This is a genomic window from Streptomyces sp. A01, assembly GCF_059026195.1.
The window spans coordinates 155,344-180,103 of the sequence record NZ_JBWLKN010000013.1 but is presented as its reverse complement, the minus strand read 5'-3'; the positions used below and the strand labels follow the sequence as shown (position 1 = coordinate 180,103).

The 24,760-nt window shown below is 71.8% G+C and carries 18 protein-coding genes; 13 read left to right on the top strand and 5 right to left on the bottom strand.

Features of this window, described 5'->3' with window-relative positions; all coding sequences use genetic code 11:
• Window positions 1-15 precede the first annotated feature (15 nt).
• Window positions 16-450, bottom strand: a complete 435-nt coding sequence (locus tag AC5P1B_RS19600; protein WP_493888588.1) for a cell division protein SepF — start codon at window positions 448-450, stop codon at window positions 16-18.
• A 231-nt stretch (window positions 451-681) separates the two neighbouring features.
• Here AC5P1B_RS19600 and AC5P1B_RS19595 point away from each other — a divergent pair, with 231 nt between their 5' ends.
• From AC5P1B_RS19595 to AC5P1B_RS19570, 6 genes are all read left to right on the top strand, one after another.
• Window positions 682-2,046: a DUF5685 family protein gene (locus AC5P1B_RS19595; protein ID WP_493888587.1), complete on the top strand. Its 1,365-nt coding sequence runs from the start codon at window positions 682-684 to the stop codon at window positions 2,044-2,046.
• Between the two features lie 891 nt (window positions 2,047-2,937).
• Complete coding sequence (locus AC5P1B_RS19590) at window positions 2,938-3,963, top strand: LLM class flavin-dependent oxidoreductase (RefSeq protein WP_493888586.1); 1,026 nt, start codon at window positions 2,938-2,940, stop codon at window positions 3,961-3,963.
• A gap of 457 nt (window positions 3,964-4,420) precedes the next feature.
• The gene (locus tag AC5P1B_RS19585; RefSeq protein ID WP_493888585.1) at window positions 4,421-5,260 is read left to right on the top strand and encodes a DUF1684 domain-containing protein; all 840 of its coding nucleotides are present in this window, start codon (window positions 4,421-4,423) and stop codon (window positions 5,258-5,260) included.
• 231 nt (window positions 5,261-5,491) lie between these two features.
• Entirely contained in the window at window positions 5,492-6,415 is a 924-nt protein-coding gene (locus AC5P1B_RS19580) for a S1 family peptidase (RefSeq protein WP_493888584.1), read from the top strand.
• A gap of 230 nt (window positions 6,416-6,645) precedes the next feature.
• Window positions 6,646-7,563, top strand: coding sequence for a slipin family protein (locus AC5P1B_RS19575; protein WP_493888639.1), 918 nt, complete (start codon window positions 6,646-6,648; stop codon window positions 7,561-7,563).
• Window positions 7,564-7,996: 433 nt separating this feature from the next.
• The gene (locus tag AC5P1B_RS19570; RefSeq protein ID WP_493888583.1) at window positions 7,997-9,073 is read left to right on the top strand and encodes a S1 family peptidase; all 1,077 of its coding nucleotides are present in this window, start codon (window positions 7,997-7,999) and stop codon (window positions 9,071-9,073) included.
• Between the two features lie 135 nt (window positions 9,074-9,208).
• Here the strand turns inward: AC5P1B_RS19570 and AC5P1B_RS19565 are convergent, their stop codons facing one another.
• From AC5P1B_RS19565 to AC5P1B_RS19555, 3 genes are all read right to left on the bottom strand, one after another.
• On the bottom strand, window positions 9,209-9,640 hold the full coding sequence (locus tag AC5P1B_RS19565; RefSeq protein ID WP_493888582.1) for a subtilase-type protease inhibitor: 432 nt from the start codon (window positions 9,638-9,640) through the stop codon (window positions 9,209-9,211).
• Between the two features lie 621 nt (window positions 9,641-10,261).
• Window positions 10,262-10,660, bottom strand: a complete 399-nt coding sequence (locus tag AC5P1B_RS19560; RefSeq protein WP_493888581.1) for a RidA family protein — start codon at window positions 10,658-10,660, stop codon at window positions 10,262-10,264.
• A 48-nt stretch (window positions 10,661-10,708) separates the two neighbouring features.
• Complete coding sequence (locus AC5P1B_RS19555; protein WP_493888580.1) at window positions 10,709-11,737, bottom strand: Rv2578c family radical SAM protein; 1,029 nt, start codon at window positions 11,735-11,737, stop codon at window positions 10,709-10,711.
• Window positions 11,738-11,880: 143 nt separating this feature from the next.
• Between AC5P1B_RS19555 and AC5P1B_RS19550 the strand changes: the two genes are divergently transcribed.
• From AC5P1B_RS19550 to AC5P1B_RS19535, 4 genes are all read left to right on the top strand, one after another.
• Window positions 11,881-12,324: an SRPBCC family protein gene (locus AC5P1B_RS19550; RefSeq protein WP_493888579.1), complete on the top strand. Its 444-nt coding sequence runs from the start codon at window positions 11,881-11,883 to the stop codon at window positions 12,322-12,324.
• 294 nt (window positions 12,325-12,618) lie between these two features.
• Window positions 12,619-15,126: an MFS transporter gene (locus AC5P1B_RS19545; RefSeq protein ID WP_493888578.1), complete on the top strand. Its 2,508-nt coding sequence runs from the start codon at window positions 12,619-12,621 to the stop codon at window positions 15,124-15,126.
• A gap of 526 nt (window positions 15,127-15,652) precedes the next feature.
• Window positions 15,653-18,187 (top strand): SpoIIE family protein phosphatase, encoded by a 2,535-nt coding sequence (locus AC5P1B_RS19540; RefSeq protein ID WP_493888577.1) that lies wholly within the window; start codon window positions 15,653-15,655, stop codon window positions 18,185-18,187.
• Between the two features lie 142 nt (window positions 18,188-18,329).
• Window positions 18,330-19,052: a class I SAM-dependent methyltransferase gene (locus tag AC5P1B_RS19535; protein WP_493888576.1), complete on the top strand. Its 723-nt coding sequence runs from the start codon at window positions 18,330-18,332 to the stop codon at window positions 19,050-19,052.
• Window positions 19,053-19,094: 42 nt separating this feature from the next.
• Here AC5P1B_RS19535 and AC5P1B_RS19530 read toward each other — a convergent pair whose 3' ends face one another.
• Window positions 19,095-20,267 carry a sialidase family protein gene (locus tag AC5P1B_RS19530; RefSeq protein WP_493888575.1) on the bottom strand — a complete coding sequence of 391 codons (1,173 nt, stop codon included), beginning with the start codon at window positions 20,265-20,267 and terminating at the stop codon, window positions 19,095-19,097.
• A gap of 271 nt (window positions 20,268-20,538) precedes the next feature.
• Between AC5P1B_RS19530 and AC5P1B_RS19525 the strand changes: the two genes are divergently transcribed.
• Genes AC5P1B_RS19525 through AC5P1B_RS19515 form a run of 3 tightly spaced genes read left to right on the top strand, consistent with a single transcriptional unit; the run spans window position 20,539 to window position 24,753 of the window.
• Window positions 20,539-21,372, top strand: a complete 834-nt coding sequence (locus AC5P1B_RS19525; protein WP_493888638.1) for a M55 family metallopeptidase — start codon at window positions 20,539-20,541, stop codon at window positions 21,370-21,372.
• A 12-nt stretch (window positions 21,373-21,384) separates the two neighbouring features.
• Window positions 21,385-22,740 carry a M20/M25/M40 family metallo-hydrolase gene (locus AC5P1B_RS19520; protein WP_493888574.1) on the top strand — a complete coding sequence of 452 codons (1,356 nt, stop codon included), beginning with the start codon at window positions 21,385-21,387 and terminating at the stop codon, window positions 22,738-22,740.
• A 3-nt stretch (window positions 22,741-22,743) separates the two neighbouring features.
• On the top strand, window positions 22,744-24,753 hold the full coding sequence (locus tag AC5P1B_RS19515; protein WP_493888573.1) for a prolyl oligopeptidase family serine peptidase: 2,010 nt from the start codon (window positions 22,744-22,746) through the stop codon (window positions 24,751-24,753).
• Window positions 24,754-24,760: the final 7 nt, after the last annotated feature.

The window sequence follows — 24,760 nt, the reverse complement described above, 5'->3', positions numbered from 1 at the left end:
TCACGCCCGCCGGGGTCAACTCTGGTTGAAGAAGCCGTTGGACCTGCGTCCGGACTCGCCGCTGACGATCTGGTAGTCAGCGGGCGTGAGCAGGAAGACGCGGGTGGCGACGCGCTCGATGGAGCCGCGCAGCCCGAAGGTGAGCCCGGCCGCGAAGTCCACGACGCGCTTGGCGTCGGCGGGCTCCATGGCGGTGAGGTTCACGATGACCGGGACACCCTCACGGAACAGCTCACCGATGCCGCGGGCGTCACGGAAGCCGTCCGGAGTCACCGTGGCGATACGGCTCCCCTGTTCCTGCGCGGTCTGGTCGGCGACCCGCACCCGCGGGTCGGTCACCCAGGCGTCACCGGGCTCGGGTCCTTCGGAGTAGTCGTCGTCGTAGTAGCGCTCATCATCGCTGTCGTCGACGAGGCCAAGCCAGGCACTCGCCTTGCGCACCGATCCCATGGACGCCTCCTCTCACACGCGGTGGGTACTGTCCGCTCCTCTATGGTCGTCCATGATGCGGATGATGTGCCAAGCGGATTGCCGCCGCACAGGGGATTCGTGACGGTACTGGTGCACAACGCATGGCGGGGAATCAGAGTTCCAGCGGGGCAAGAGGCTTGACGGCATGAAATGTAGACTCGCCCGGCTAATTGGGTGACGCCGGGTGGCGTACGGGGGAAAGAGGCCGCTTTGTTTGGGATTGTCCGACCGTGTCAGCATCGACTGCCCGACGGTCTGCGCACTGAGTGGATGGCTCATTTGTGTGGTCTGTGCCTCGCCCTTCGTGCTGACCACGGCCAGTTCGCACGCGTGGCCACCAACTACGACGGCTTGATCATCTCGGTGCTGGTCGAGGCCCAGTCCCGCGACGCGAGCCGCGAGGACGGCTGGCGCCGCACAGCGGGGCCCTGCCCGCTGCGGGGCATGCGGACCGCCTCCGTGGCGCGCGGCGAGGGCGCCCGGCTCGCGGCCGCGGTGTCGCTGGTGCTCGCCTCGGCGAAGGTCAGAGACCACATCGAGGACAAGGACGGCGCGTTGGCACGCCGCCCGGTCGCCGCTGCCGCCCGCCGCATGGCTGCGAAGTGGGACAAGGCCGGTGCGCACACCGGCGCCGACCTCGGCTTCGACACGGCGGTACTGGTCGATGCGGTGGACCGGCAGGCGGGCGTCGAGGCGCTGGCGGGCCGTGGGACGTCGCTGCTCGACATCACCGAGCCGACCGAGAGCGCGACCGGCGCGGCCTTCGCGCACACCGCCCAGCTCGCCGGACGGCCCGGCAACCGCGCCCCGCTGGAAGAGGCGGGCAGGCTGTTCGGCAGGCTGGCGCATCTGCTGGACGCGGTGGAGGACCTGGACAAGGACGCGCGGACCGGCGCGTGGAACCCGCTGCTCGCCACGGGCGCCACGCTCGCCGAGGCGCGCAGGCTGTGCGACGACGCCGTGCACGGGGTCCGACTGGCGTTGCGGGACGTGGACTTCGCCGACGGCAAGCTCGCCCACGTACTGCTCGCGCACGAGCTGAAGCACTCCGTGGACCGCGTGTTCGGCCCCAGCTGCTCGCACCAGCCGGGTCCGTACCAGCCGGGCCCGTACCAGCCCGCTCCGAGCCAGCCGGGCCCGTACCAGCCCGGCCCCTATCAGCAGCCCGGCCCGTACCAGCCGCAGTACGGGAACCCGTACGCGCCTGACGGCCAGGGGCAGCAGCCGCCCCAGGGATATCAGAACCCGTACGGGAACGGCGCCCCCGCGCAGCCCATCGCCCCGGGCCACAGGGGCGGGGGCGGGCAGAGCGGCTCGGGCGGAGACTGGTTCGGCGGCGGGTCAGGTGGCTCGGGGGACTCGGGCGGTTCACCCGGCGCACCCGGTCGGCCGCCGCGCAGGCGTGGGCTCGTCGCGGGCTGCGCGGTCTGGCTCGGGATGTGCTGCACCTGCCAGTTGTGCTGCCGCGAGGAGTACCACGACCCGTGGAACGGCCAACGTCGCGGCGGTTGGTGCCATAAATGCGAGTGCTGTGAATGTTGCGAGTGCTGTGAGTGCTGCGACTGCGGCTGCTGAATCCTTCCGCTGATGGGCGGAAGGCGGGACAGACGAGGGGAACGCGCGAGGGGAGGGAAGCGCTGAGGTGCGTGTGCGGACGCGTGCCGGAAGCGGGATGCGCGGCGCGGGATCGCGGGACGCGATGACGCGGCGAGGACGGTGAGCGGGAGAGCGCGGCCGGGCCCAGCGAGTCAGGCGGGCGGCTCAGGCGCGGGCGGTCAGCCCGAACAGGAACACGACCACACCCGACCGAAGTCGATGTGGTCGCGGGTGACCAGGCGCTGCCATGCGTCCATGAGGTCAGTGCAGCAGCCATCCGCTCACCCGTCAACTGGCAGTGAGACGCGGTGTTCACACTGTGGACAGCCTTGACAGTGAGCCGTGAGGGCGGCATAGCCTCGGACTCCGGCAGTGCTGAGGGGCGCGGCCGGAGTGTGCGGATCTCACGCGTGCGTAAGTTGAGCACCCACGGAGTCCCTCTATGCCCGTGCCTTCGTACGCGCTCTCCCTCGCTCCCCCGAGTCAGCTTCCGCCGCCCGCCACCGCGATCGTCGGCGCGGGCCCGCGCGGCGTCGGCCTGATCGCTCCCATCGCTCTCATCACGGCGCACGCCGCGTATGCCGCCGAGCGGTTTCCCGGCTGTGGGCTCATCCCGCGTCTCCTCGGCTCCAACCTGCCGCGAAATGACCGCTTTCAGCGTGCCGATCCGCGGCCGCCGCCGTGCGTGAACGCCGTCGCGGGCGCCTTTCCCTGTACGCGACGACGATCGCTGGGGCGCGCCAACTCCCGTGCGGTGAAAGGGCGTTCGCCGCCGTCGGCACCGGCGCCGACCACCGGCCGCCACGATCCCGATCACCACCAGCCCGACCGCCATCCCGCCTGTTCCTCCCGCCGGACCGAAGGATGCCCATGCCTCCCGTGCACCGCCCGCTGCGGCTGGCCGTCGCCATCGACGGCGGCACGCCGGTCGCCGCTTCCGCCTCCGCCTACGTCGACCGGGCGTGCCTCGCCGAGCGCGGCACCTTCGACTTCGTCACCCTCGATGACTCGCCCGGCCGGCCCGCGCCCGGCGTCGGCGGCATCGACGCGCTCGACGTGCTGGCCCGCGTCGCGCCCGCCACCCGGCGGATCGGGTTGCTGCCCACCGTCACCACCACGCGCACCGAGTCGTTCCACGTCTCCGCGGCCGTGGCCACCCTGGACTGGGTCAGCCGGGGCCGCGCGGGCTGGATCGCCGGCATTTCCGCACCCGTGGTCGGCGCCCGGCTCGTCGGCCGCCGCCCGGCGCCGGCGCCCGAGCTGTGGCGGGAGGCCGGAGAGGTCGTGGACGTGGTGACCCGGCTGTTCGACAGCTGGGAGGACGACGCGGAGCTCCGCGACGTGGCGACCGGCCGTTTCGTCGACCAGGAGAAGCCGCATGACATCGACGTCGAGGGCACCACGTTCTCCGTGCGGGGCCCCTCCGTCGTGCACCGTCCGCCACAGGGCCACCCCGTTCTCGCCATCGACGTCACGGCACCGCGCGCGCGGGACGCCGCAGCGGCGTACGCCGATATCGCCTTCGTACGGACCGAGGACCCGGACAAGGCTCGCGCGGCCCGCGACGACCTGCGGCAGCGCGCCCAGCGGCGGGGCCGCGACCCGGACCGGCTGATCGTGCTCGGCTCGCTACCCGTCTCGCTCGACGCCTCGGCCGACGCCGTGGCGCTCGCCGGGCTCGCCGCCGCCTGGCACACGGACGGTGCCGTGGACGGCTTCCACTTCCGGCCCCGGAAGGTGGAACGCGACCTGCGGCTCCTGGTGGACGGGACCATTCCCGTGCTTCAGCATCGCGGCCTGGCGCGCCACTTCTATCCGGGCGCCACACTCCGCGAGCACCTCGGCCTGCCGCGCCCGGCCAACCGCTGCACGCGCGCCAGAAAGATCACCCGATGACCGGCCGCGCGACGACCGACCGCCCGATGACCGGCATCTCTCGCGTGGTCACCCGAATGGCCCCCTGTCGGACATCGAACCGGAGGGGGACGCGCAGCCCCGGCCAGGGGCGGGCGCGGCGAGTCCGCCCGCGGGCCGCCGTTGCCAGCGAGCGGGCGCTCTCCGGGGAGAACGGCTCTCGGACCAGCAGAGCCGTGATCGAGGCGCCGGGGGCAGTCGTTCACCGGTATACCGCAGGTCGTCGCCGCGAACGGGACACGTTCGTCCAGACGGACGCGGCCGACGGCTTCATCCTGGTACCGGACCACACACCAGACGGGCTCGGTGATCTCGATGATGTCGGGGAGCGCGTGGTGCCGCTCCTTCGGGAGCGCGGGACGCACCGCACGGAATGCGCGGGAAGCACGTTCCGAGCCCATCCCGGGCTCCCTCTGCCCGTAGGGAAGGGTTGACCACCATGATACGGACGACGGGTTCGGCGACGGGTTCAGAGGGCACGAACGAGGCGGCCCGCGGACGATGGCTGGCCTGGCGCGCGGAACGCGCCCAGATGGTCTCGGCCCGGCACGGGCCGCTGTCGGTGACGGGCACGTACTGGCTCGCTGACGCGACGGACGGGCGGTTGCCCGGCGTACCGGGGCGGTGGGTGGAGGACGGTGAGGAACTGCTGCTCGCCGCCTCCGCCGCCGACGGTCTGGCCGTCGACGGGCGGCCGCTGGAGGGCGAGGCCCGGCTCGGTCCCGAGTACGGTCCGCTGGACGCCCGTGTCACCAGTGGCGACCGGCGGCTGGTGGTGCTGCGCCGCGAGGGTTTGTGGGCGGTGCGCGTCTTCGATCCGCAGTCCCCGGCGCGGCGGGCGTTCGCCGGGATCGACGCGTTCGACTACGCCGATCGCTGGGTCCTGCCCGCGCGATTCCGTCCGTATGTGAGGAACCGTACCGTCCAGGTGGCGAACGCCGATGGCGCGACGCGTGGGCTCGGCCTCACGGGAGAGGCGGTGTTCACCATGGACGGCGTCCAGCACAAGCTCGCCGCCGGTACGGAGGGTGACGGGTCGCTGTGGATCGTCCTCGCCGACGGCAGCAGCGGTCGCCCGGCGGAAGACGGCGGGAGCTACCGGTTCCGGTTCCTGCGCCCGGCGGCGCCGACCGCTGACGGCGCGCTGACCTTGGACTTCAATCACACGGTGCTGCCGCCCTGCGCGTTCGCCGAGCACTTCCTGTGCCCGTTCCCGCCGCCGGGCAACACCCTGACGTTCGCGCTCACGGCGGGGGAGCGGTACCCGCTCACCCGCTGACGCTTCCCACCGGCATCCCGAGGTCGGGCGCGGCCGGCAGCTGATCGCCGCGGGGGCGAAACGTCGTGTTCACGCGTTGCCGCCGGTCAGCCTCTTGCGCTGGATGGGCGGGGCACCAATACTCCCCTCAGCGCTTGTCAGGGGCACGTCTAACCGGAAGGCGGTGTGCCCATTGGCTGCGCCTCACGGGCCCGCGCCTCCAGCGGACCCCCGATTCCCTCGGAGGAAGAGTTGAGGAACAAGCGCAACAACTCGCTGCCCGGCTTCCGGAGACGTGCCCGGCTCCTTGGTGTGGTGTCCGGTCTGGCCGCCGTGTCGGCACTGGCGATCCCCGCCGCCGGCGCCATCGAGGGCGAAGCGGCCGCCCCTACCGCGGCGCAGGCCACCGCGGCCGGTGACGCGGTGCGCGCCGCGGATGTCGCCGGAACGGCGTGGTATGTCGACAAGGCCACCAAGACCCTTGTCGTCACGGCCGACAGCACCGTGAGCAAGGCCGAGATAGCCCGGCTCAAGCGGGAAGCCGGGGACAGCGCCAAGGCGATCCGCGTCGAGCGCACCCCGGGTACCCTCAGCAAGCTGATCAGGGGCGGTGACGCCATCTACGCGACCAGCTGGCGCTGCTCGGCCGGGTTCAACGTCCGTAACTCCTCGGGCACGTACTCCATCGTCATGGCCGGGCACTGCACGGAGGGGAAGCCGCCGTGGTACACCAACTCCGCCCGTACGACGAGCATCGGCCCCTCGACCGGCACCAGCTTCCCCGGTAACGACTACGGCCTGGTCCGCTACAGCAACACCTCGCTGGCGCACCCCGGCTCGATCAACCTCTACAACGGCTCCACCCGCGACATCACGGGCGCGGCCAACCCCACCGTGGGGCAGAGCGTGCAGCGCAGCGGCAGTACCACCGGCCTGCGCGGCGGCAAGGTCACCGCGCTGAACGCCACCGTCAACTACGGCGGCGGGGACGTCGTCAGCGGTCTGATCAAGACGACGGTGTGCGCCGAGCCCGGCGACAGCGGCGGCCCGCTGTTCGCCGGCAACACCGCGCTGGGCCTGACCTCGGGCGGCAGCGGCAACTGCTCCTCCGGTGGTACGACCTTCTTCCAGCCGGTCAAGGAGGCGCTGAGCGCCTACGGCGTGAACGTCTACTGAGGCCCCCGCGCTGACGCGCCCCGGCGCGGTTCAGCGGTCACCTCAGCGCGTCACCTCAGTGCGTGAGCCCTCCGCCGGGCGCCCGGCGGAGGGCTCACCGCCGCCCGCGCGCCGCCCGCTCCGTCGCGCGTCCCGGCGCGGACTCTGCACAGCGCGTCAGCACGGGACTATCGTGGACATCACTAGCCCGGATGGGGCATCACTCGCGATACGGACGGCAGGTGGCCGTGATGATCGAGGTGCTGGTGACGGCGGGTGTGGTGGTGGTCTGCTGCGGGGGCGCGTACGTCCTGGCCGCCGCCCGGGTGATCAAGCAGTACGAGCGGGGCGTCGTCTTCCGGCTCGGCAGGCTGCGGCCCGCCGTGCGCCCCCCTGGGTTCACGATGGTCGTTCCGCTGGTGGACCGGTTGCGCAAGGTGAACATGCAGATCGTCACGATGCCGGTGCCGGCCCAGGAGGGCATCACCCGGGACAACGTGACGGTGCGCGTCGACGCGGTCGTCTACTTCCGGGTGGTGCAGGCTCCCGAAGCGATCATCGCGGTCGAGGACTACCGGTTCGCGGTGTCCCAGATGGCGCAGACCTCGCTGCGCTCGATCATCGGCAAGAGCGACCTGGACGATCTGCTCTCCAACCGGGAGAAGCTGAACCAGGGCCTGGAACTGATGATCGACAGCCCCGCCGTGGGGTGGGGCGTGCACATCGACCGCGTGGAGATCAAGGACGTCTCGCTGCCGGAGACGATGAAGCGGTCGATGGCCAGGCAGGCGGAGGCCGACCGGGAGCGGCGGGCCCGCGTGATCAACGCGGACGCGGAGCTGCAGGCGTCCAAGAAGCTGGCTCAGGCGGCCGGGGTGATGTCGCAGCAGCCGGCCGCTCTGCAACTGCGACTGCTCCAGACAGTGGTGGCGGTGGCGGCCGAGAAGAACTCCACGCTGGTGCTGCCCTTCCCCGTCGAGCTGCTGCGCTTCCTCGAACGCGCCCAGCAGCCGGCCCCGGCGCAGGGGGAGCGGCCGGACGGCACCCCGGGACCGGCGACCGACGGCACCCGGGAACCGGGGAGCGCGCTGGTGGACCGGCCGGTCTCCGTGCCGGTTTCCGTGGAGGGCGACGAGCCGGAGCCTGCCGGTGACGCGGATGGCCGATAGCCCGTGGTGGGGGCGGGCGGGGACTGGTTGAGGCGACCTCGGCGGTAGGGCGCGTAGGCAAGCGCCGGAGGCGCGCGGGCGGTCGCCGGCGGTCACGGAGACGGCCGATAGCCGGAGTCCGGCTGTCGTTTTCCGTAAACGCGGGAGCCATTACCGGACATGAGGATGCGTGACCGGTCGTTAGTCAATGCTCACGCACTGTGTCCGGGTGCACTTCTGACGTGCGCGGGGTAGGTGTGGTCTGTGACGCAAGCAGCTCGGGTGGCAAACGATGGTGGCGACTTGAACACGACCTTGTGTGCCGCGCGAGTGCCTGGGAATACTCAGCGAAGCGACTTGGCATGGACGCGACTTCCTGTTGGAGGTGCGTCCTTGCCTCCTCCGGGCTCGGACACCCCACTGCCGAGCCCGTCCCCCCACTGGAGGTATTGAGTTGAAGCGCACAAGCGTACCGATGCGCCGGACCGTGATCGCCGGCGCCGGTGTGGCGGCTCTGATCACCGCAACCCTGACCCTGCACAGCGCCAATGCGGCACCCACCACAGCCCCTGACCCCCTGTCGGCCACCGCCGCCGGCAAGCTGGCCACGAACATCAACGCCGACCTCGGCGACAACGCGGCCGGTTCCTACTACGACGCCAAGAACCAGCGGCTTGTCGTCAACGTGGTGGACAAGTCCGCCGCGAGCAAGGTCCGCCGGGCCGGTGCCGAGGCAAGGGTCGTCAAGCACTCGCTGGCCTCGCTCGACGCGGCCCGCGCCACACTGAAGAACAAGGCCACGATCCCGGGAACGTCCTGGGCGATGGACCCGAGGTCCAACAGCGTCGTGGTCACCGCTGACAGGACGGTCAAGAGCGCCGACCTCAAGCGCCTCAACAAGGTCGTCGGCTCGCTCGGTGACCGGGCGTCCGCCGTCAAGCGTTCGAAGGGCACCTTCCGGCCGCTCCTCGCCGGTGGCGACGCGATCTGGGGAAGCGGCTCGCGCTGCTCGCTCGGGTTCAACGTCACCAAGGGCGGCGAGGCGTACTTGCTGACCGCGGGTCACTGCACCAACGCGGTCAAGAGCTGGTCGGACAAGGAGGGCGGCTCCGAGGTCGCCGCGACGGAGTCGAGCAGCTTCCCCGGCGACGACTACGGCATCGCCAAGTACACCGCCGACGTCCCGCACCCCAGCGAGGTGAACACCTACTCCAAGGCCGCGCAGCCCATCACCAAGGCGGGCGAGGCGACCGTCGGCCAGAAGGTCACGCGCAGCGGCAGCACCACGCAGGTGCACGACGGTGACGTCAAAGCGCTGAACGCGACGGTCAACTACCAGGAGGGCACGGTCGAGGGCCTGATCCAGACCGACGTCTGCGCGGAGCCCGGCGACAGCGGCGGCTCGCTCTACGACGGTGACACCGCGCTGGGTCTGACCTCGGGCGGTAGCGGTGACTGCACCGCCGGTGGTGAGACCTTCTTCCAGCCGGTGCCCGAGGCGCTGGAGAAGACAGGTTCGCAGATCGGCTGACGATCGCGGTCCGCCGACCGGTAGCGCTCGCGGATGACCAGCCACGGAAGCGGCCCCTGGACACCCCCACAGTGTCCGGGGGCCGCTGGTGTGCGGCGGCGCGGCGTCAGCCGCGCTTCATGGTGCGCGAGTGGATCAGAACTCGAACAGGTCGCCCTTGGCGGCCGACCGCACGCACGAGTTGGCGAAGGTGTGCGAGAACCGCACGTTGCGGCCCTCCCACACGCCCTGCGCCACGACGGTCACCGGCGCCCACTCCCGGGTGCAGGCACGGCCCTGCTCGGGCTGGGTCATCGCCGTGAAGTCGCCGCTCGCCGCGCGGAGTTCGGCGCAGGCGTTCGACGGAGCCGGGTGATCGCCACCGGCCTTCGGAGTACAGGTGAGCGTTACCGCGCGGACGACGGTGCCCGACGTGTCCTCGCCCTGGGTGATGGACAGGACCAGAGACGACGGTGCGTACAGCGACGTGGTCCCCTGGGGTTCAGCGTGCGAGGTCCCCGTGGTGGCGGCCAGGCAACCGACCGCCAAAGCGGCGGACAGGGCGATTCCCCCAGCGATGTTCCGCATTGCGAACACTCCTTTGCTTGGTTTTCCAGATAACGGTGTGGAGTGTTGCGTACGCATGCCGTGATCGCACATCTCGCGACCGCTTTTGGTCACTAATAGTGCTCGGGTGATGGCTGATTGTCGCTTCGTGCGTTATCGGGGTTCGCGCGGCGCGCCCCGTGGGGGCCTGGGCTGAAGCGGGGGCCGGGAGGGGCGGGGTGCGGGGAGCGCGTCGGGAAGTGGCGGGAAAGGCGGGGGTCGGGAATCGGCTGGAATGTGCTGCTTCAGGGCAAGCGTCGTCTGTGGATGGGTAGGTGATTTCGGGGTGACGCCTTTCCAAACAAGACCAAACTTTATTTGAACCATGGAAGTGAAGGAACGCGTGTGTCGGGCCTGGTGGGAGGCGCCCGGTCGCCGCCGCCGGGCGTCTCCGCCGCGATTGCGGTGTTTCGCCAGTTTTCGTTGGTGGCCTACCGTCCCTTGTGTGTTCGCTTGGTGGTCATCGGGAGGGATGTCGAGCCGCGGTGCTGGTGCGCCGCGATGTGCGCGTCCACCGAGGCGGCGCGGGCGCTGGGTGCCGTACGACGACGCGCCGCCACCCGCCGGGGAGGCGGGTGACGGCGCACGGGAGATTCTGGGCGGTCAGTCGGCGAGCACGGCGAACGCGTCGACCTCGACGAGCAGTTCGGGCCGGACCAGCGCCGAGACCTGGACCGCCGAGCAGGCCGGGGGCCGGGCGGTGTCGATGTACTCGTCGCGGGCGGCCCGCAGGGCGGGCATGAAGGCGACATCGGTGACGTAGAAAGTCATCTTGACCACGTCGGCGAAGGTCGCCCCGGCCTCGGCGAGGCAGCGGCGGAGATTCTCGAAGACCTGGCGCGCCTGCGCCGCCGGGTCGTCCACGCCCACCAACGCGCCGTGCTCGTCGATGGAGACCTGCCCGGATATCGCGACGAACTTCCCCGCGCCCCAGACGACATGGCTGTAACCGTTGCCAGGGGCGACCCCGGCGGGCGCGATGACGTGTGTGTGCTCTGTCATGAAGACTCCTTGCGCGGTGCGTGCGGCGCTGCTGCCGTCGGCCCCGTTCTACAGCAGCGCCAGCTGCGTTCCGGCGGCCGGGGACGGGTCGGGCCCGGCGGGCGGCGGCTCGGGCGTCGCTCGTGCGGCACGTGGCCCGGTGGGTCCTATGCCGTATTCGGTGGCCAGTTCGTGCACTTGGCGGGTGATGCGCCGCTGGTACCACTTCGGGGCGTAGGCGCCCTCCGCGTACAGCGCGTCATAGCGTCGCCGCAGACGCGGATGGTGGTGGTCGAGCCAGGACAGGAACCACTCGCGGGCGCCGGGCCGCAGATGCAGCACCAGCGGGGTCACCGAGGTCGCCCCGGCCTCGGCGATCGCCCGAACGGTCGCGCGCAGTTGACCGGGGGAGTCGCCGAGATACGGGATGACGGGCGCCATCAGCACTCCGCAGGGAATGCCGTGGTCGGTCAGCGTGCGCACCGCTTCGAGTCGCCGCTCGGGTGAGGGTGCCCCGGGCTCGACGGTGCGCCACAGCTGCGGATCGGTGAATCCCACGGACATGGAGACGCCGACGTCGGTGCGCGCCGCGGCCTCCCGCAGCAGTTCCAGATCGCGCAGGATGAGCGTGCCCTTGGTGAGGATGGAGAACGGGTTGGACCGCTCCAGCAGGGCCGTGAGAATGCCGGGCATCAATGTGTAGCGGCCTTCGGCGCGCTGGTAGCAGTCGACGTTGGTGCCCATGGCGATGTGGTCGCCGCCCCAGCGGCGGGCGGCCAGCTCGCGCCTGACCAGCTCGGGCGCGTTGATCTTCACCACGATCTGGGAGTCGAAGCCGATGCCGGTGTCGAGGTCCAGATAGCTGTGGGTCTTGCGTGCGAAGCAGTACACGCAGGCGTGTGAACAGCCCCGATACGGGTTGACCGTCCACTCGAACGGCATCCGGGAGGCGCCGGGAACGCGGTTGACGATGGAGCGGGCCCGCACCTCGTGGAAGGTGATGCCGCGGAACTCGGGGGTGTCAAAAGTCCGGGTCACGCTGTCCGTGCCGAACAGGGCGGGCGTGGTTCCTTCGGGGTTCAGGTTCTCCCAGCGCATGGAACCTCCAGTTTCCGACAGATTCAATAATAGAACATACGTGCTATCCCGTCGTCGTCAACCCGGATTTGGGCGGGTGCGCGGGAGGTGGTTGGCTTGCCGGTCAGGCAAGACAGCACGCGAAACGACCGGGAGGACAAGCGATGGCGCAGGTCGAAGCCACGACGGAGCGGATCATCACGGCGAAGGCCGAGGATGTGTTCGACACGCTTGCCGACTACAGCGGCAAGCGGGCGCGGCTGCTGCCCGAGCACTTCAGCGAGTACGAGGTGCGGGCGGGCGGGGACGGCGAGGGCACGCTGGTGCACTGGAAGCTCCAGGCCACCAGCAAGCGGGTGCGCGACTGCCTGCTCGATGTGACGGAGCCGACCGACGGGCAGCTGGTCGAGAAGGACAGGAACTCCTCGATGGTCACGACCTGGACCGTGACCCCGGCGGGTGAGGGCAAGTCGCGGGCCGTCGTCACCACCACCTGGGAAGGCGCCGGAGGCATCGGAGGCTTCTTCGAGCGGACCTTCGCCCCCAAGGGGCTCGGCCGGATCTACGACGCCGTGCTCGCCCGGCTCGCCGACGAGGTCGAGAAGTAACTCCGCCGTACCGCTGAGGGTTTGCCCGCCCGTCGGGCAGGCCCACTGGCTGTTGCCGTCGGGCCCGCCGGGGTGGTGCCGCCTCACCGGTTCGGGTGGACTTCCCGGCGGCTGTACGCGGCGTTCCGTGTGCCAACGCCGCCGGGAATTCCCGGATGAGCGCAGATCAGGCGCCTGAGGCAACGGAGTTGGTCCCCCTCCGGAGCTCCCTTTCAGGGAAACGTCGCGCTTGCTCGCAGTTGTCGCGTAATGCGAGAAATGGGCGGCGGCGCAGACGTGACGACGGGAGCAGACGTGGGCGGGACCAGCCTGGCGGAGCGGGACGAACCCAGCGCGGTACTCGATCCCGCTGCCGCCGAGACAGTGCCGGAAGCGGCGCCCACGGCGTCGGTGGCCACCGAGGCGCCATCCGCACAGGCGGCCGGACCGGCGGCGGAGCTCGCGGCCGTCCCGCTCAGCCCCGGCCGGGTGCGGCTGGTCTTCTTCGGGCTGATGCTCGCTCTGCTGCTCGCGGCACTCGACCAGACCATCATCGCCACCGCGCTGCCCAAGATCGTGGGCGAACTGCACGGCCTGGACCAGATGTCATGGGCCGTGACCTCCTACCTCCTCGCCTCGACGATCGTGCTGCCGGTCTACGGCAAGCTGGGCGATCTGCTCGGCCGCAAGGGCGTCTTCGTCTTCGCGATCGTCGTGTTCACCGTCGGCTCGGCGCTGGCCGGGTGGTCCCGCACAATGGACGAGATGATCGTCTTCCGCGCGATCCAGGGCGTGGGCGGCGGCGGTTTGATGATCGGCGTCCAGGCGATCATGGCCGATATCGTGCCGCCCCGCGAACGCGGCCGCTACATGGGGCTGATCGGCGCCGCCTTCGGGCTGGCCTCCGTCGCGGGACCGCTGATCGGCGGCTTCTTCACCGACCACGCCTCCTGGCGGTGGTGCTTCTACATCAACGTGCCCTTCGGCCTGGTCACACTCCTCGTCGTCCTGCCCATCCTGAAGCTGCCACGCCCCACCGGGCGGGTACGGCTCGACGTCCTCGGCGCGCTCTTTCTCGCGGCCTCATCCACCTGCCTGGTGCTGCTGACGAGCTGGGGCGGCACGGAACACGCCTGGAGTTCGCGGACCATCCTCGGCCTCGGCCTCGGGGCGCTCGGCACAGCCGCCCTGTTCGTCGTCGTGGAACGCTTCGCGGACGAACCGATCATGCCGCTGCGGCTGTTCCGCGACCCGGTGTTCAACGTGAGCGGGCTCGTCGGCGCGGTCGTCGGCGTCGCCCTGTTCGGCGCCGCCAGCTATCTCCCGTCGTACTTGCAGATGGTGGACGGGGCCAGCGCCACCGAGTCCGGCCTGCTGATGCTGCCGATGATGGGCGGCGTCGTCTTCGCCTCCATCGCCTCAGGGCAGCTCATCAGCCGCACCGGGCGCTACCGGCTCTACCCCATCCTCGGCTGCGCGCTGTCCGCCATCGGCATGTGGCTGCTCTCCCGCCTCACCGAGGACACCACCCGCCTGACCTACAGCCTCTGGATGGGAGTCCTCGGCCTCGGCATCGGGCTGGTGCTGCCCGTCCTCGTGCTCGCCGTCCAGAACTCCGTACGCCCCACCGACCTCGGCTCGGCGACCAGCGCCAACAACTACTTCCGGCAGATCGGCGGCAGCGTCGGAGCGGCGATCTTCGGCACCCTCTTCGCCAACCGGCTCGCCGACGCCGTGGCGCGCGAACTGCCCGGCACCGCCGTGCCCCACGCCGACTCCATCACCCCTGAACTCGTCAGGGAGTTGCCCGCCGGACTCCGCGACGGCTACATCGCCGCGTACGCCGACGCCATGCCCCGGATCTTCCTCTACCTCGTGCCGGTGCTCGTCCTCGGCTTCCTGCTCGCCTTGCTGCTGAAGGAGAAACCCCTGGTGTCCCACACCGACCAGCAAGACCTCACCGTCCCGGCCGCGCGCCTCGACGACTCCGCGCCGTCCCGCACGGACGCGCCCTCCAGTGCGGACGGGGCCGCCGGCGCCCGGCCGGACATGGGTGACGTGCTGGTGGGCGTCCCGGTGTGCGGCACCGTCGTGCACCACGACGGCAGCACCGTCCCGCGCGCCGCCCTGACCGTGATCGACGTCGCCGGGCGGCAGATCGGTCGCGGCGCGACGGGCGCGGACGGGCGGTACGCGCTGAGCACCCCGGGCAGCGGCTCCTACGTCCTGATCGCCGCTGCGGGCGGCCACCAGCCCCAGGCGGTCAGCGTCACCGTCGGCGAGCGGCCGGTGGAGCTGGACGTGGTGCTCGGCGGCGCCGGACGGCTGGCCGGGAGCGTCCGTACGGCGGACGGCACCCCGGTGCGCGACGCGATGGTCACCCTCACCGATGTGCGCGGCGAGGTCGTCGCCTCCACGCGCACCGCCCACGAAGGGGGCTACCTGATCACGGAGTTGGTCGCCGGGGAGTACACCCTGGCCTCCAGCGCCCACGGCTTCAGGCCCGCGGCGCTCCCGGTGACCGTGCAGGCGGCACGCGAGACCCGGCAGGACATCGAGCTCGCGGGCGGCGGGGTGCTGCGCGGAACGGTGCGCGCGGGCGGCGGTCGTCCGGTCGAAGAAGCACGGGTCACGCTGCTCGACGCGGCGGGCGACGTGACCGCCACCGCGACGACGGCGGCGGACGGCGCCTTCCGCTTCACCGACCTGGCGGCGGGCGAGTACACGGTGATCGCCGCCGGATATCCGCCGGTCGCCACGGTGCTCCAGGTCGCGGGCGGCGGGCGGACCGAACGCGACCTGCAACTGGGCTACGAGGATTAGGGCCGTGTCCGACGGTTCATGCCGGGGAGGGCCGAGCCCTCTGTCCGCGCTTGTCCCGTGCCTGTCCGTGTCCGTGCGTCGCGGGCTGCGGGTGCGTTGTGGTTGGTCGCGCGGTTCCCCGCGCCCCCTTGGCGGGGCGTGCCCCTTGCGTTGTGCCAGGGGTGCTCCTCTGGGCCTGGCGGCGTGAGGAGGCTGCACGCGTGGCCCGGTGCCGGGTACGCGTGAGCCGCCGGACACCCGCTAGCGCGGCGACCGCACACGGCGGTGCGGCCGGGGTGGACAGGGTGGCCCGCGGGAGTGGCCGGTCCCGCCGGGCCGTTACGGGCGCACGGGGGGCGCGCGGACTCAGGAGGCCAACGGGGCCACTCCCTCGGGCACTTCGCGCACCTCGCTGATCGGCTATGTCAGTCCCGGTGCGCCCGGCGCACTACCGATTGGCTCAATGCCCCACCCGGCGCCACGCCCTGGCCGTACGGTGGTTGCGGGGGCGCAGACCTCGCGTACGCGTACGAAGGAGACCTCGCCTATGAACGACGGCGCGTCGCCTGGCGACGACATGGCTGCCCCGGTGCCACCGGCCAGGGTGCCAGGGCCGGTCGCGCCCGGGCGGATACCGCTCGCGGTCGTCGTGGTGGACGGCGCCGGGCTGGTCACCCACTGGAGCGTCGGCGCCCGCAAGTTGTTCGGCTGCACCCGCGAGGAAGCCGTCGGAGCGCCCGCCGCCGATCTCATGCCGGTCTCCGGCGCGCTCGCGGAGCGGGGCAGCGGCCCACGGGACGGGGCGGACACCGCGCGGCACGACGGCGGAGCGGGGCGCGCGGACCGGCCCGCCGCTCCCGAGGACGCGGGCCGCGGCGACCGCCCCGACTACGCCGGGCCCGGCCCCGGCCTCGACGCCCCACTGAGCGGCGGGACCGCCTACACCACCGCGGGCCGCGCCCGCATGGCCGACACCGGACAGGGCGCGGGAGACGTGCTGTGGTGGGCCTATCCGCTGGTCGGCCCTGGCTCCGCACGGCTGCTCGTACTGGCCGCCGACGCCCGGCGGCTCACCGGCGACGAAGGCTGGCACGAGCGCGTCGCGCCCGGCTTCGCCCTGCACACCGAGTTCGCCGAGGCGACGGAGCTGGCCCGGCGGCTGCCGGAGATTCTGCCGAGCATGAGCCCGCAGGAGAACAGCCGGATCGCCGCCCAGATCCTCGACTTCGGCTATCCGGTGCTGGAGATCAGCCAGCACGACCGGGTGCCGGTGACCCCCGACTGGGGTGTGCCCAAGCGCGTCGAGCGGCGGGTCAGGCTGCTGCGCGCGGCCTCCGGTGAGACGGCCGACCCGCGGGCCGCGCAGGCCGCCGCCGCCGAACTCGAATCGGACCTGGAGTACGCGGCGGTCCGCGAGCGGCTGGAGTTCCTCAACGAGGTCAGCGGCGCCATCGGCACCTCGCTCGACCTGTCGCGGACCATCCAGGAGGTCAGCGCGGCCGTGGTGCCGCGCTTCACCGACGTCGCGGGCACGTATCTGCGCGAGCAGGTCATCGCGGGCGAGGGCTTTCCCGACGGGCCGCCGGACGCCACCACCATGTGGCACCGGGTGGCGGTCGAGCACAACGACGAGCCGGGCCGCTGGGACGACGTGGTGCCGGTCGGGGAATCCATGCCGTTCCCCGTGCACACGCCCTTCTTCCAGTGCATGACGACCGGCAAGCCGGTGCTCGTGCCGCGCATCTCCGAGGAGATGGGCAACGCCATCGCGGCGCAGTTCGAGAAGCGGGACATCAGCCCGCTGATCAACAACCGGTCGATGCTCGTCGTGCCGTTGAAGGCACGCGATGTGGTGCTGGGCTTCATGATCCTGCTCCGGCACCAGGAGCGCCCGGAGTTCAACGACATGGACCGGGTGACCGGCGCCGAACTGGCCGCCCGCGCCGGGCTCGTGCTCGACAACGCCCGCATGTACACCCACCAGGAGAACGTCGCCGAGACGCTCCAGGACAGCATGCTGCCGCGCATCGCGCCCCGCATGGCCGGCTGTGACACCGCGACCCGCTATCTGCCGGGCACCCGGCTCGGCCGGGTCGGCGGCGACTGGTTCGACAGCGTCAAGCTGCCCGGGTCGCGGACCGCGCTCGTCGTCGGCGACGTCATGGGCCACGGCCTGAACTCGGCGGCGATGATGGGGCAGTTGCGTACGGCCGTACAGACCATGGCCGGACTCGACATGCCGCCCACCCAGCTGCTGCGCAACCTGGACGACCTCGCGCAGCGGCTCGGCGAGCACTACCTCGCGACCTGCCTGTACGTGGTGTACGACCCCATCGGCGGGGAGCTGGCCCTCGCCAACGCCGGGCACATTCCGCCGGTCCTCGTCCGCGCGGTGGACGGCCGCAGCGAGTTGCTGAAGCTGCCGACGGGCGCCCCGATCGGCGTGGGCGGAGTGCCGTTCGAAACGGTGCGCATCCCCGTCGAGCCCGGTGACCGGCTCGTGCTGTGCACGGACGGGCTGGTGGAGGTGCGGGGCGAGGACATCGAGGTCGGGCTCGCCGCGCTGTGCGAGTCCGCCGCGCATCCGGCGGCGTCCATGGACGCCGCCTGCGACACCATCATCCGCTCGCTGGCCGGATCGCTGAACCAGGGCAAGGGCGGACGCAAGGACGACGTGGCGCTCCTGATGGCCCGGCTCAACGGCATCGCGGCGGAGGATGTGGCCGGATGGCGGCTCGCCGCGGAACCGCGCGAGGTGCGCCGGGCCCGGCGCCTGGTGCGCGAGCGGCTGTGCCGGTGGGGCCTCGACGACGCCGTGGCCACCGCCGAGCTGCTGGTGAGCGAGGTCGTGACGAACGCCGTCCGGCACGCCCGCGCGGGCGTGGAGCTGCGGCTGGTGCGCTCCGACACGCTGCTGTGCGAGGTGCGGGACGACGACCACACGCTGCCCACCCTGCTCGACACCACACCCGAGGACGAGTTCGGACGCGGCCTGCGCGTGGTGAGCAGGCTGGCGCGGGAGTGGGGAACGAGCCGCACGACGGACGGAAAGACGGTCTGGTTCGAACAGGCCCTGTCGTAGGCGGTCAGTGACCGGTCGCTCAAAGGGGGGCGCGTTCGCCGGAACTGACGGGGCGTCCGGAGAGCGTCGGCCGGATGGCGAAGTGCGGAAACTTCGCGCCGTCTCCTTGTACGCACCAGCCTGTGGCAGTAGCAATTGGGCCATGACTGAGTCGACCAGCTACATCCGGGCCTGGGAAGAGTACTGGCGAGACGCGCCCACCGTGCCGGGCGGCGTGCTCTGGGACGCGCCCGCCGAGCAGACCGCCGCGCTGCACCTGCCCCTATTCGAGCGACTGTTCGATCCCGCTCTGCCGCTCGTCGACCTCGGGTGCGGCAACGGCACCCAGAGCCGGTATCTGGCGGGCCGGTTCAGCCGGGTGGTCGGCGTGGATCTGTCGCCCACCGCGATCAGCCGGGCGCGCGCCGACGATCCCGCCGGGACGGTCGACTTCCGGCAGCTGGACGCCGCCGACCTGACGGCCGTCCGCGCGCTGCACGACGAACTCGGCGACGCCCATGTCTATCTGCGCGGCGTCCTGCACCAGTGCGACGCCCACGACCTGCCGCGCGTCACCGAGGCCATCAGAGCGCTTCTCGGGGGCCGGGGGCACGCCTTCGTCGTCGAGCTGGCCGAGGCCGCCAGGCCGGTGCTGATGGCGCTGGCCCAGGGACCCGCCGGGCCGCCGCCGAAGCTCGCCGCCGTCCTCGAACACGGCATCGCGCCCGGCGAGCTGGCGGACCAGACCGTGCCCGGCCTGTTCGAAGCGGCCGGGTTGCGGACCCTCGCCCACGGGGAGCTGCCGCTGACGACGACGGAGCACGCCCCCGACGGCTCGCTGATCGTGCTGCCCTCGGTGTGGTGGCTGCTCGGGCCGGGCGACTGAGGCCGCCGGGGCGGTCGGCCCGTAGCGCCCGGTGACCGGCCGCTACGGGCACGTCAGCGGGAAACGCCGGAAGTCGATGCGTTCGGTGGCCGTGACCGTCCCCGTCTCGTAGAGGACGGCCGCGGCCTTCGGCGCCGCCACGGCGAGGTCGGAGTAGCCGGAGGGGCCGCCGGTGATGACCGTGCCGCTCTTCCAGGTGACGCCGTTGTCGGCGCTCTGCCGGATGGTCAGGCGGCGCCGCATGGCGGGGTCCTCGGGGGCTGAGAACAGCAGGGTCTGGCACTCGGCGCCCGCGCCGTGCAGAAGCGAGCCCTGGACCATGGGCGCCACGAGGTCGGGCCGTGGCCGGAAAGGCGCCGAGAAGGTGCGTCCGCCGTCGGTGCTGTAGGTGTCGGCGCGCGTGGCGGGATCGATGCCGCCCTGGTCCCGAGTGTTGAGGTAGAGGCGCCCGTCGGGCAGTTCGGCCACGGTGGTCTCATCGGGCCTGAGCGCGCCGTCGCTGCGCCGGTCCACGGCGCCCAGGCGCCAGGTGGCGCCGCGGTTGTCGCTGTAGAGGAGATGCGCGCCCGACCCCCTGGCGGTGGTGTGGTTCGCGGGTACGACGAGACGGCCGGGGTAGCGGTGGGTCAGGGCGATGCCGTGCCCGGGTCCGGTGGCGTACCACCGCCAGTGGCGGCGTTTGACGTCGGAGGTGATCTCCCGGGGCTTCGACCAGGTCCTGCCCGTGTCCGTGCTGTGTTGCGCGTAGACCCGGCGGCCGGCGGCGGACGGCACGACGCCCGCCTCGATCTCGTGCTGGGTGACGCGGCCCGACTGGCGGGTCGTCAGCAGGACGACGCGCCCGGTGTCCGGTACGGCGACAGGCGCGGGGTTGCCGACGGTGTCCCGCCCGTTGTCGGCCACTCGCCGCAACGGCCCCCAGGTGCACCCCCCGTCGGTGGAGCGCTTGCTGACCACGTCGATGTCACCGTGGTCGGCGGTCCAGGTGCGGCGTCCCTCGGCGAAGGCGACCAGAGCGTCGCCACTGCGTACGAGAGCCGGAACGCGGAAGGTGTGATAGCCGTGCGTATGCGCGGTGAACGGCGTGGAGGCCGTGCACGCGGCGCGGGCGTCAGCCTGCTCGAGCGTGCCGGAGACCAGCGGAACGGTCAGGCTCGCGAGCACCAGGCCGAGGACGGAACAAGGACGGCCACACCACTGCGGAAAATATGACATATGCCGAATATGGCATCGAATGTGCGCGGGCCGGGCATGTGGGCACGCGAACGCGGCGTGTGCCGCGCCGTGTCACTCGAACGACACCCGTCGCAGGGAGCGGCGCACCGCGGGGGACGGCGCGCCAGGGGGCGGTGCCGTGCGCCGCCCCAGCGCGACGCCAGGCCCCGGCGGGGGTTGGGAATCCGGCCGCCGCACGTGAGACTGGTGCGGCCGAAAGGCGTCAGGACCCGTGCGTACCGCACCCCACCTGCGATAGGACTGGTGCATGGTGAAGATCCTCATCTCGGCGGACATGGAAGGCGCCACCGGCGTGACCTGGCCCGCCGACGTGCTGCCGGGCACGCCGCAGTGGGAGCGCTGCCGCGAGCTGTTCACCTCGGACGTGAACGCGGCCGTCACCGGATTCCTCGACGGCGGTGCCGACGAGGTGCTCGTCAACGAGGCGCACTGGACGATGCGCAACCTGCTGCTGGAGCGGCTCGATGAGCGCGCGCAGCTGCTGACAGGCCGCCACAAGAGCCTGAGCATGGTGGAAGGCGTCCAGCACGGTGACGTGCATGGCATCGCGTTCGTCGGGTATCACACGGGTGCGGGAACCGAGGGCGTGCTCGCGCACACCTATCTCGCCAACACCGTCACCGGAGTCTGGGTCGACGGTGTGCGCGCCAGTGAGGGCCTGCTGAACTCGCTGGTGGTCGCCGAGTACGGAGTGCCGGTGGTCCTCGTCACGGGTGACGACCGCACCTGCGAGGACGCCAAGGGCTACGCGCCCCGCGCCCGGTCGGTGGCGGTCAAGGACTACGTCTCGCGGTACGCCGCCGTGTGCCGCACCCCGGCCCGTACGGCTGCCGACATCCGTGCCGCCGCGCGTGAGGCGGTGTCGCTGGCCGTGCGCCACGGTCCCGAGCGCGCCGGACCGCACGAGGTGGAGCTGGAGTTCGACGCCGAACACCTGGTGGGAGCCGCGACCGTGGTGCCGGGTGTGGAGCGCCGTGGTGAGCGCCGGGTGGCGTACACCTCCCCGACGATGTACGAGGGCATTCGCTGCTTCAAGGCGGTCACCACCGTCGTGTCGGCGGCGGTGGAGGAGCAGTATGGCTGAACGGGGGACCAGATGACGGATATGACGGACAGCGGCCCGCTGGACGGACAGGCACTCGACGAGGTGGTGCGCTACACCTCCGAGCTGATCAGGATCGACACCACCAACCGGGGCGGCGGCGAGTGCTGGGAGCGCCCCGCGGCCGAGTATGTCGCCGAGCGACTCAGTGACGCGGGCGTCGAGGCCGCCCTGCTTGAGGGCGCGCCGGGGCGCACCAACGTGGTCGCGAGGGTCGAGGGCACCGATCCCAGCGCGCCCGCGCTGCTCGTCCACGGCCATCTCGACGTCGTACCCGCGGAGGCCGCCGACTGGGCCGTGCACCCCTTCTCCGGGGAGATCCGCGACGGGGTGGTGTGGGGCCGGGGCGCCATCGACATGAAGAACATGGACGCGATGATGGTCGCCGTCGTCAGGGCCTGGGAGCGGACCGGGCTCCGGCCGCGCCGCGACATCGTGTTCGCGTTCACCGCGGACGAGGAGGACAGCGCCGTCGCGGGGTCCGGGTTCCTCGCCGACCGGCACGCCGACTTGTTCGCGGGCTGCACCGAGGGCATCAGCGAATCCGGTGCCTTCACCTACTACGGCACCGGAGCGGGCTCCGAGGGGACCCAGCGGCTGTATCCGATCGGCGCGGGGGAGCGGGGCACGGCCTGGCTCAAGCTGACCGCGCGGGGCCGGGCCGGGCACGGCTCGAAGGTCAACAAGGACAACGCGGTGACCCGGCTGGCAGCGGCCGTCGCCCGCATCGGCGATCACCGGTGGCCGGTGCGGCTGACGCCGACGGTCCGGGCGGCGCTGACCGAGCTGTCCGCGCTCTGCGGTGTCAAGGCCGAGCTGGACGCCGAGGACTTCGACGTGGACGCGCTGCTCGACCAGCTCGGCACGGCGGCCGCGCTGGTCGAGCCGACCGTGCGCAACAGCGCCAATCCGACGATGCTGGACGCCGGTTACAAGGTCAACGTCATCCCGGGCAGCGCGACCGCCTTCGTGGACGGCCGGGTGCTGCCAGGCGGCGAGGAGGAGTTCAGCGCCACCCTCGACGAGCTGACCGGGCCCGGCGTCGACTGGGAATACCACCACGGGGGTGTGCCGTTGCAGGCGCCGGTGGACTCGCCGACGTTCGCGGCGATGCGCGCCGCCGTGGAGCGTTTCGACCCCGCCGGGCACGTCGTGCCGTACTGCATGGCGGGCGGTACGGACGCCAAGCAGTTCTCCCGGCTCGGCGTCGTCGGCTACGGCTTCTCGCCGCTGAAGCTCCCCGAGGGCTTCGACTACGCGGCGCTCTTTCACGGCGTGGACGAACGAGTGCCGGTGGAAGCCCTGCACTTCGGCGTCCGCGTCCTCGACCACTTTCTGCGGGAGGCATAAGAGATGGTGTCCACGGCCCCGTACGGCGCCTGGCGGTCCCCCATCGACGCCGCACTGGTCGCGGCACACGAAGGACGCCCGGAGCACGTGGGCACCGTCGGCGAGGAGGTGTGGTGGACATCGCCGCGCCCCGCTGAGGGCGGCCGCCGCGCGCTGGTCCGCAGGCGCGCCGACGGGACCGAGGAGTCGGTGCTGCCGCCGCCGTGGAACGTCCGCAGCCGGGTGATGGAGTACGGCGGCCTCCCGTGGGCCGGGGCCGCGGGCGCGGGTGGCGGCCCGCTCATCGTCTTCGCGCACTTCGACGACCAGCGGCTGTACGTGTGCGAGCCGGACGCAGCCGATCCGGAGCCGAGGGCGCTCACGCCCGTCTCGCCGGTCGGCGGCGGGCTGCGCTGGGTGGACCCGGTGCTGCTGCCGGAGCGCGGTGAGGTGTGGTGTGTCCTTGAGGAGTTCACCGGGCCGGCGCCCACCGACGTACGGCGGGTGATCGCGGCCGTTCCGCTGGACGGCTCCGCCGCCGACGACCGCGAGGCCGTCAGGGAACTCACCGACGGCCGGAACAGGTTCGTCACCGGGCCCCGGATCTCACCGGACGGGCGGCGGGCGGTGTGGATCGCCTGGGACCATCCCCGGATGCCGTGGGAAGGTACCGAGCTGAAGATCGCCGAGGTGGACGGCGCCGGTGCGCTGCGCGGCGCGCGGACCCTGGCCGGTGGCCCCGAGGAATCCATCAGCCAGGCCGAATGGGCCGCCGACGGGACGCTGATCGTGGCGAGCGACCGCAGCGGCTGGTGGAATCCGCACAGCGTCGACCCGGACACCGGCGCCGCGGTCAATCTCTGCCCGGCCGAGGAGGAGTTCGCCGGGGCGCTGTGGAAGGTCGGCTTCCAGTGGTTCGCCCCGATGCCGAGCGGACTGATCGCCGTCATCCACGGTCAGGGCACCACCGCGCTGGGGATACTCGACCCGCGCGCGGGCGACGCCGGTGAGCGGCGGCCCGTAGCCCCCGTAGACGCTGTCGGACCGTGGACCGAATGGTCGCCGACGCTCGCCGTGGACGGCACGCGCGTCATCGGCGTCGGCGCCGGACCCAGCGGCGGGCACGAGGTCATCGAGCTGGACACCCGCACCGGACACGCGCGGGTCATCGGCGCAGGGCACACCGACGCCGTCGACCCGGCGTACTACCCCGAGCCGGGCAGCCGCACCTTCGCGGGGCCCGGCGGGCGGGAGATCCACGCCCACGTCTATCCACCGCGCAACCTAAGATTCCGCGCCCCGGAAGGCGAGCTTCCGCCCTACGTCATCTGGGCGCACGGCGGGCCCACCGGGCGCTCCGCGCTCGCCCTCAGCCTGGAGATCGCCTACTTCACCTCGCGGGGCATCGGCGTGGCCGACGTCAACTACGGCGGCTCCACGGGGCACGGCCGCGCGTATCGGCAGCGGTTGAGCGGACAGTGGGGAGTGGTCGACGTCGAGGACTGCGCGGCCGTCGCCGAGGCGCTGGCCGACGAGGGCACCGCCGACCGGAGCAGGCTCGCCATCCGCGGCGGCAGCGCGGGCGGCTGGACCACCGCCGCCTCCCTGACGACCAGCACGCTGTACGCCTGCGGCGCGATCAGCTTTCCCGTACTCGACCTGGCGAGCTGGGCGTCGTATGAGACGCATGACTTCGAGTCGCAGTACCTGGAAAGCCTGATCGGGCCGTTCGGCGAGGTCCCCGAGCTGTACCGGGAGCGCTCCCCGCTGCACAACGCCGACCGGCTGAAGGCGCCGTTCGTGCTCTTGCAGGGGCTGGACGACGCGGTCTGTCCGCCCGCGCAGTGCGAGCGGTTCCTGACGGCGGTCGCCGGGCGGGGCGTGCCGCACGCCTACCTCGCCTTCGAGGGCGAGGGCCACGGCTTCCGCCGGGCCGAGACCATCGTCCGGGCGCTGGAGGCGGAGCTTTCGCTGTACGCGCAGACCTTCGGCTTCGCCGCGGAGGGCGTGCCGACGGTGGAGCTGGTGCCGTAGGGAAGTT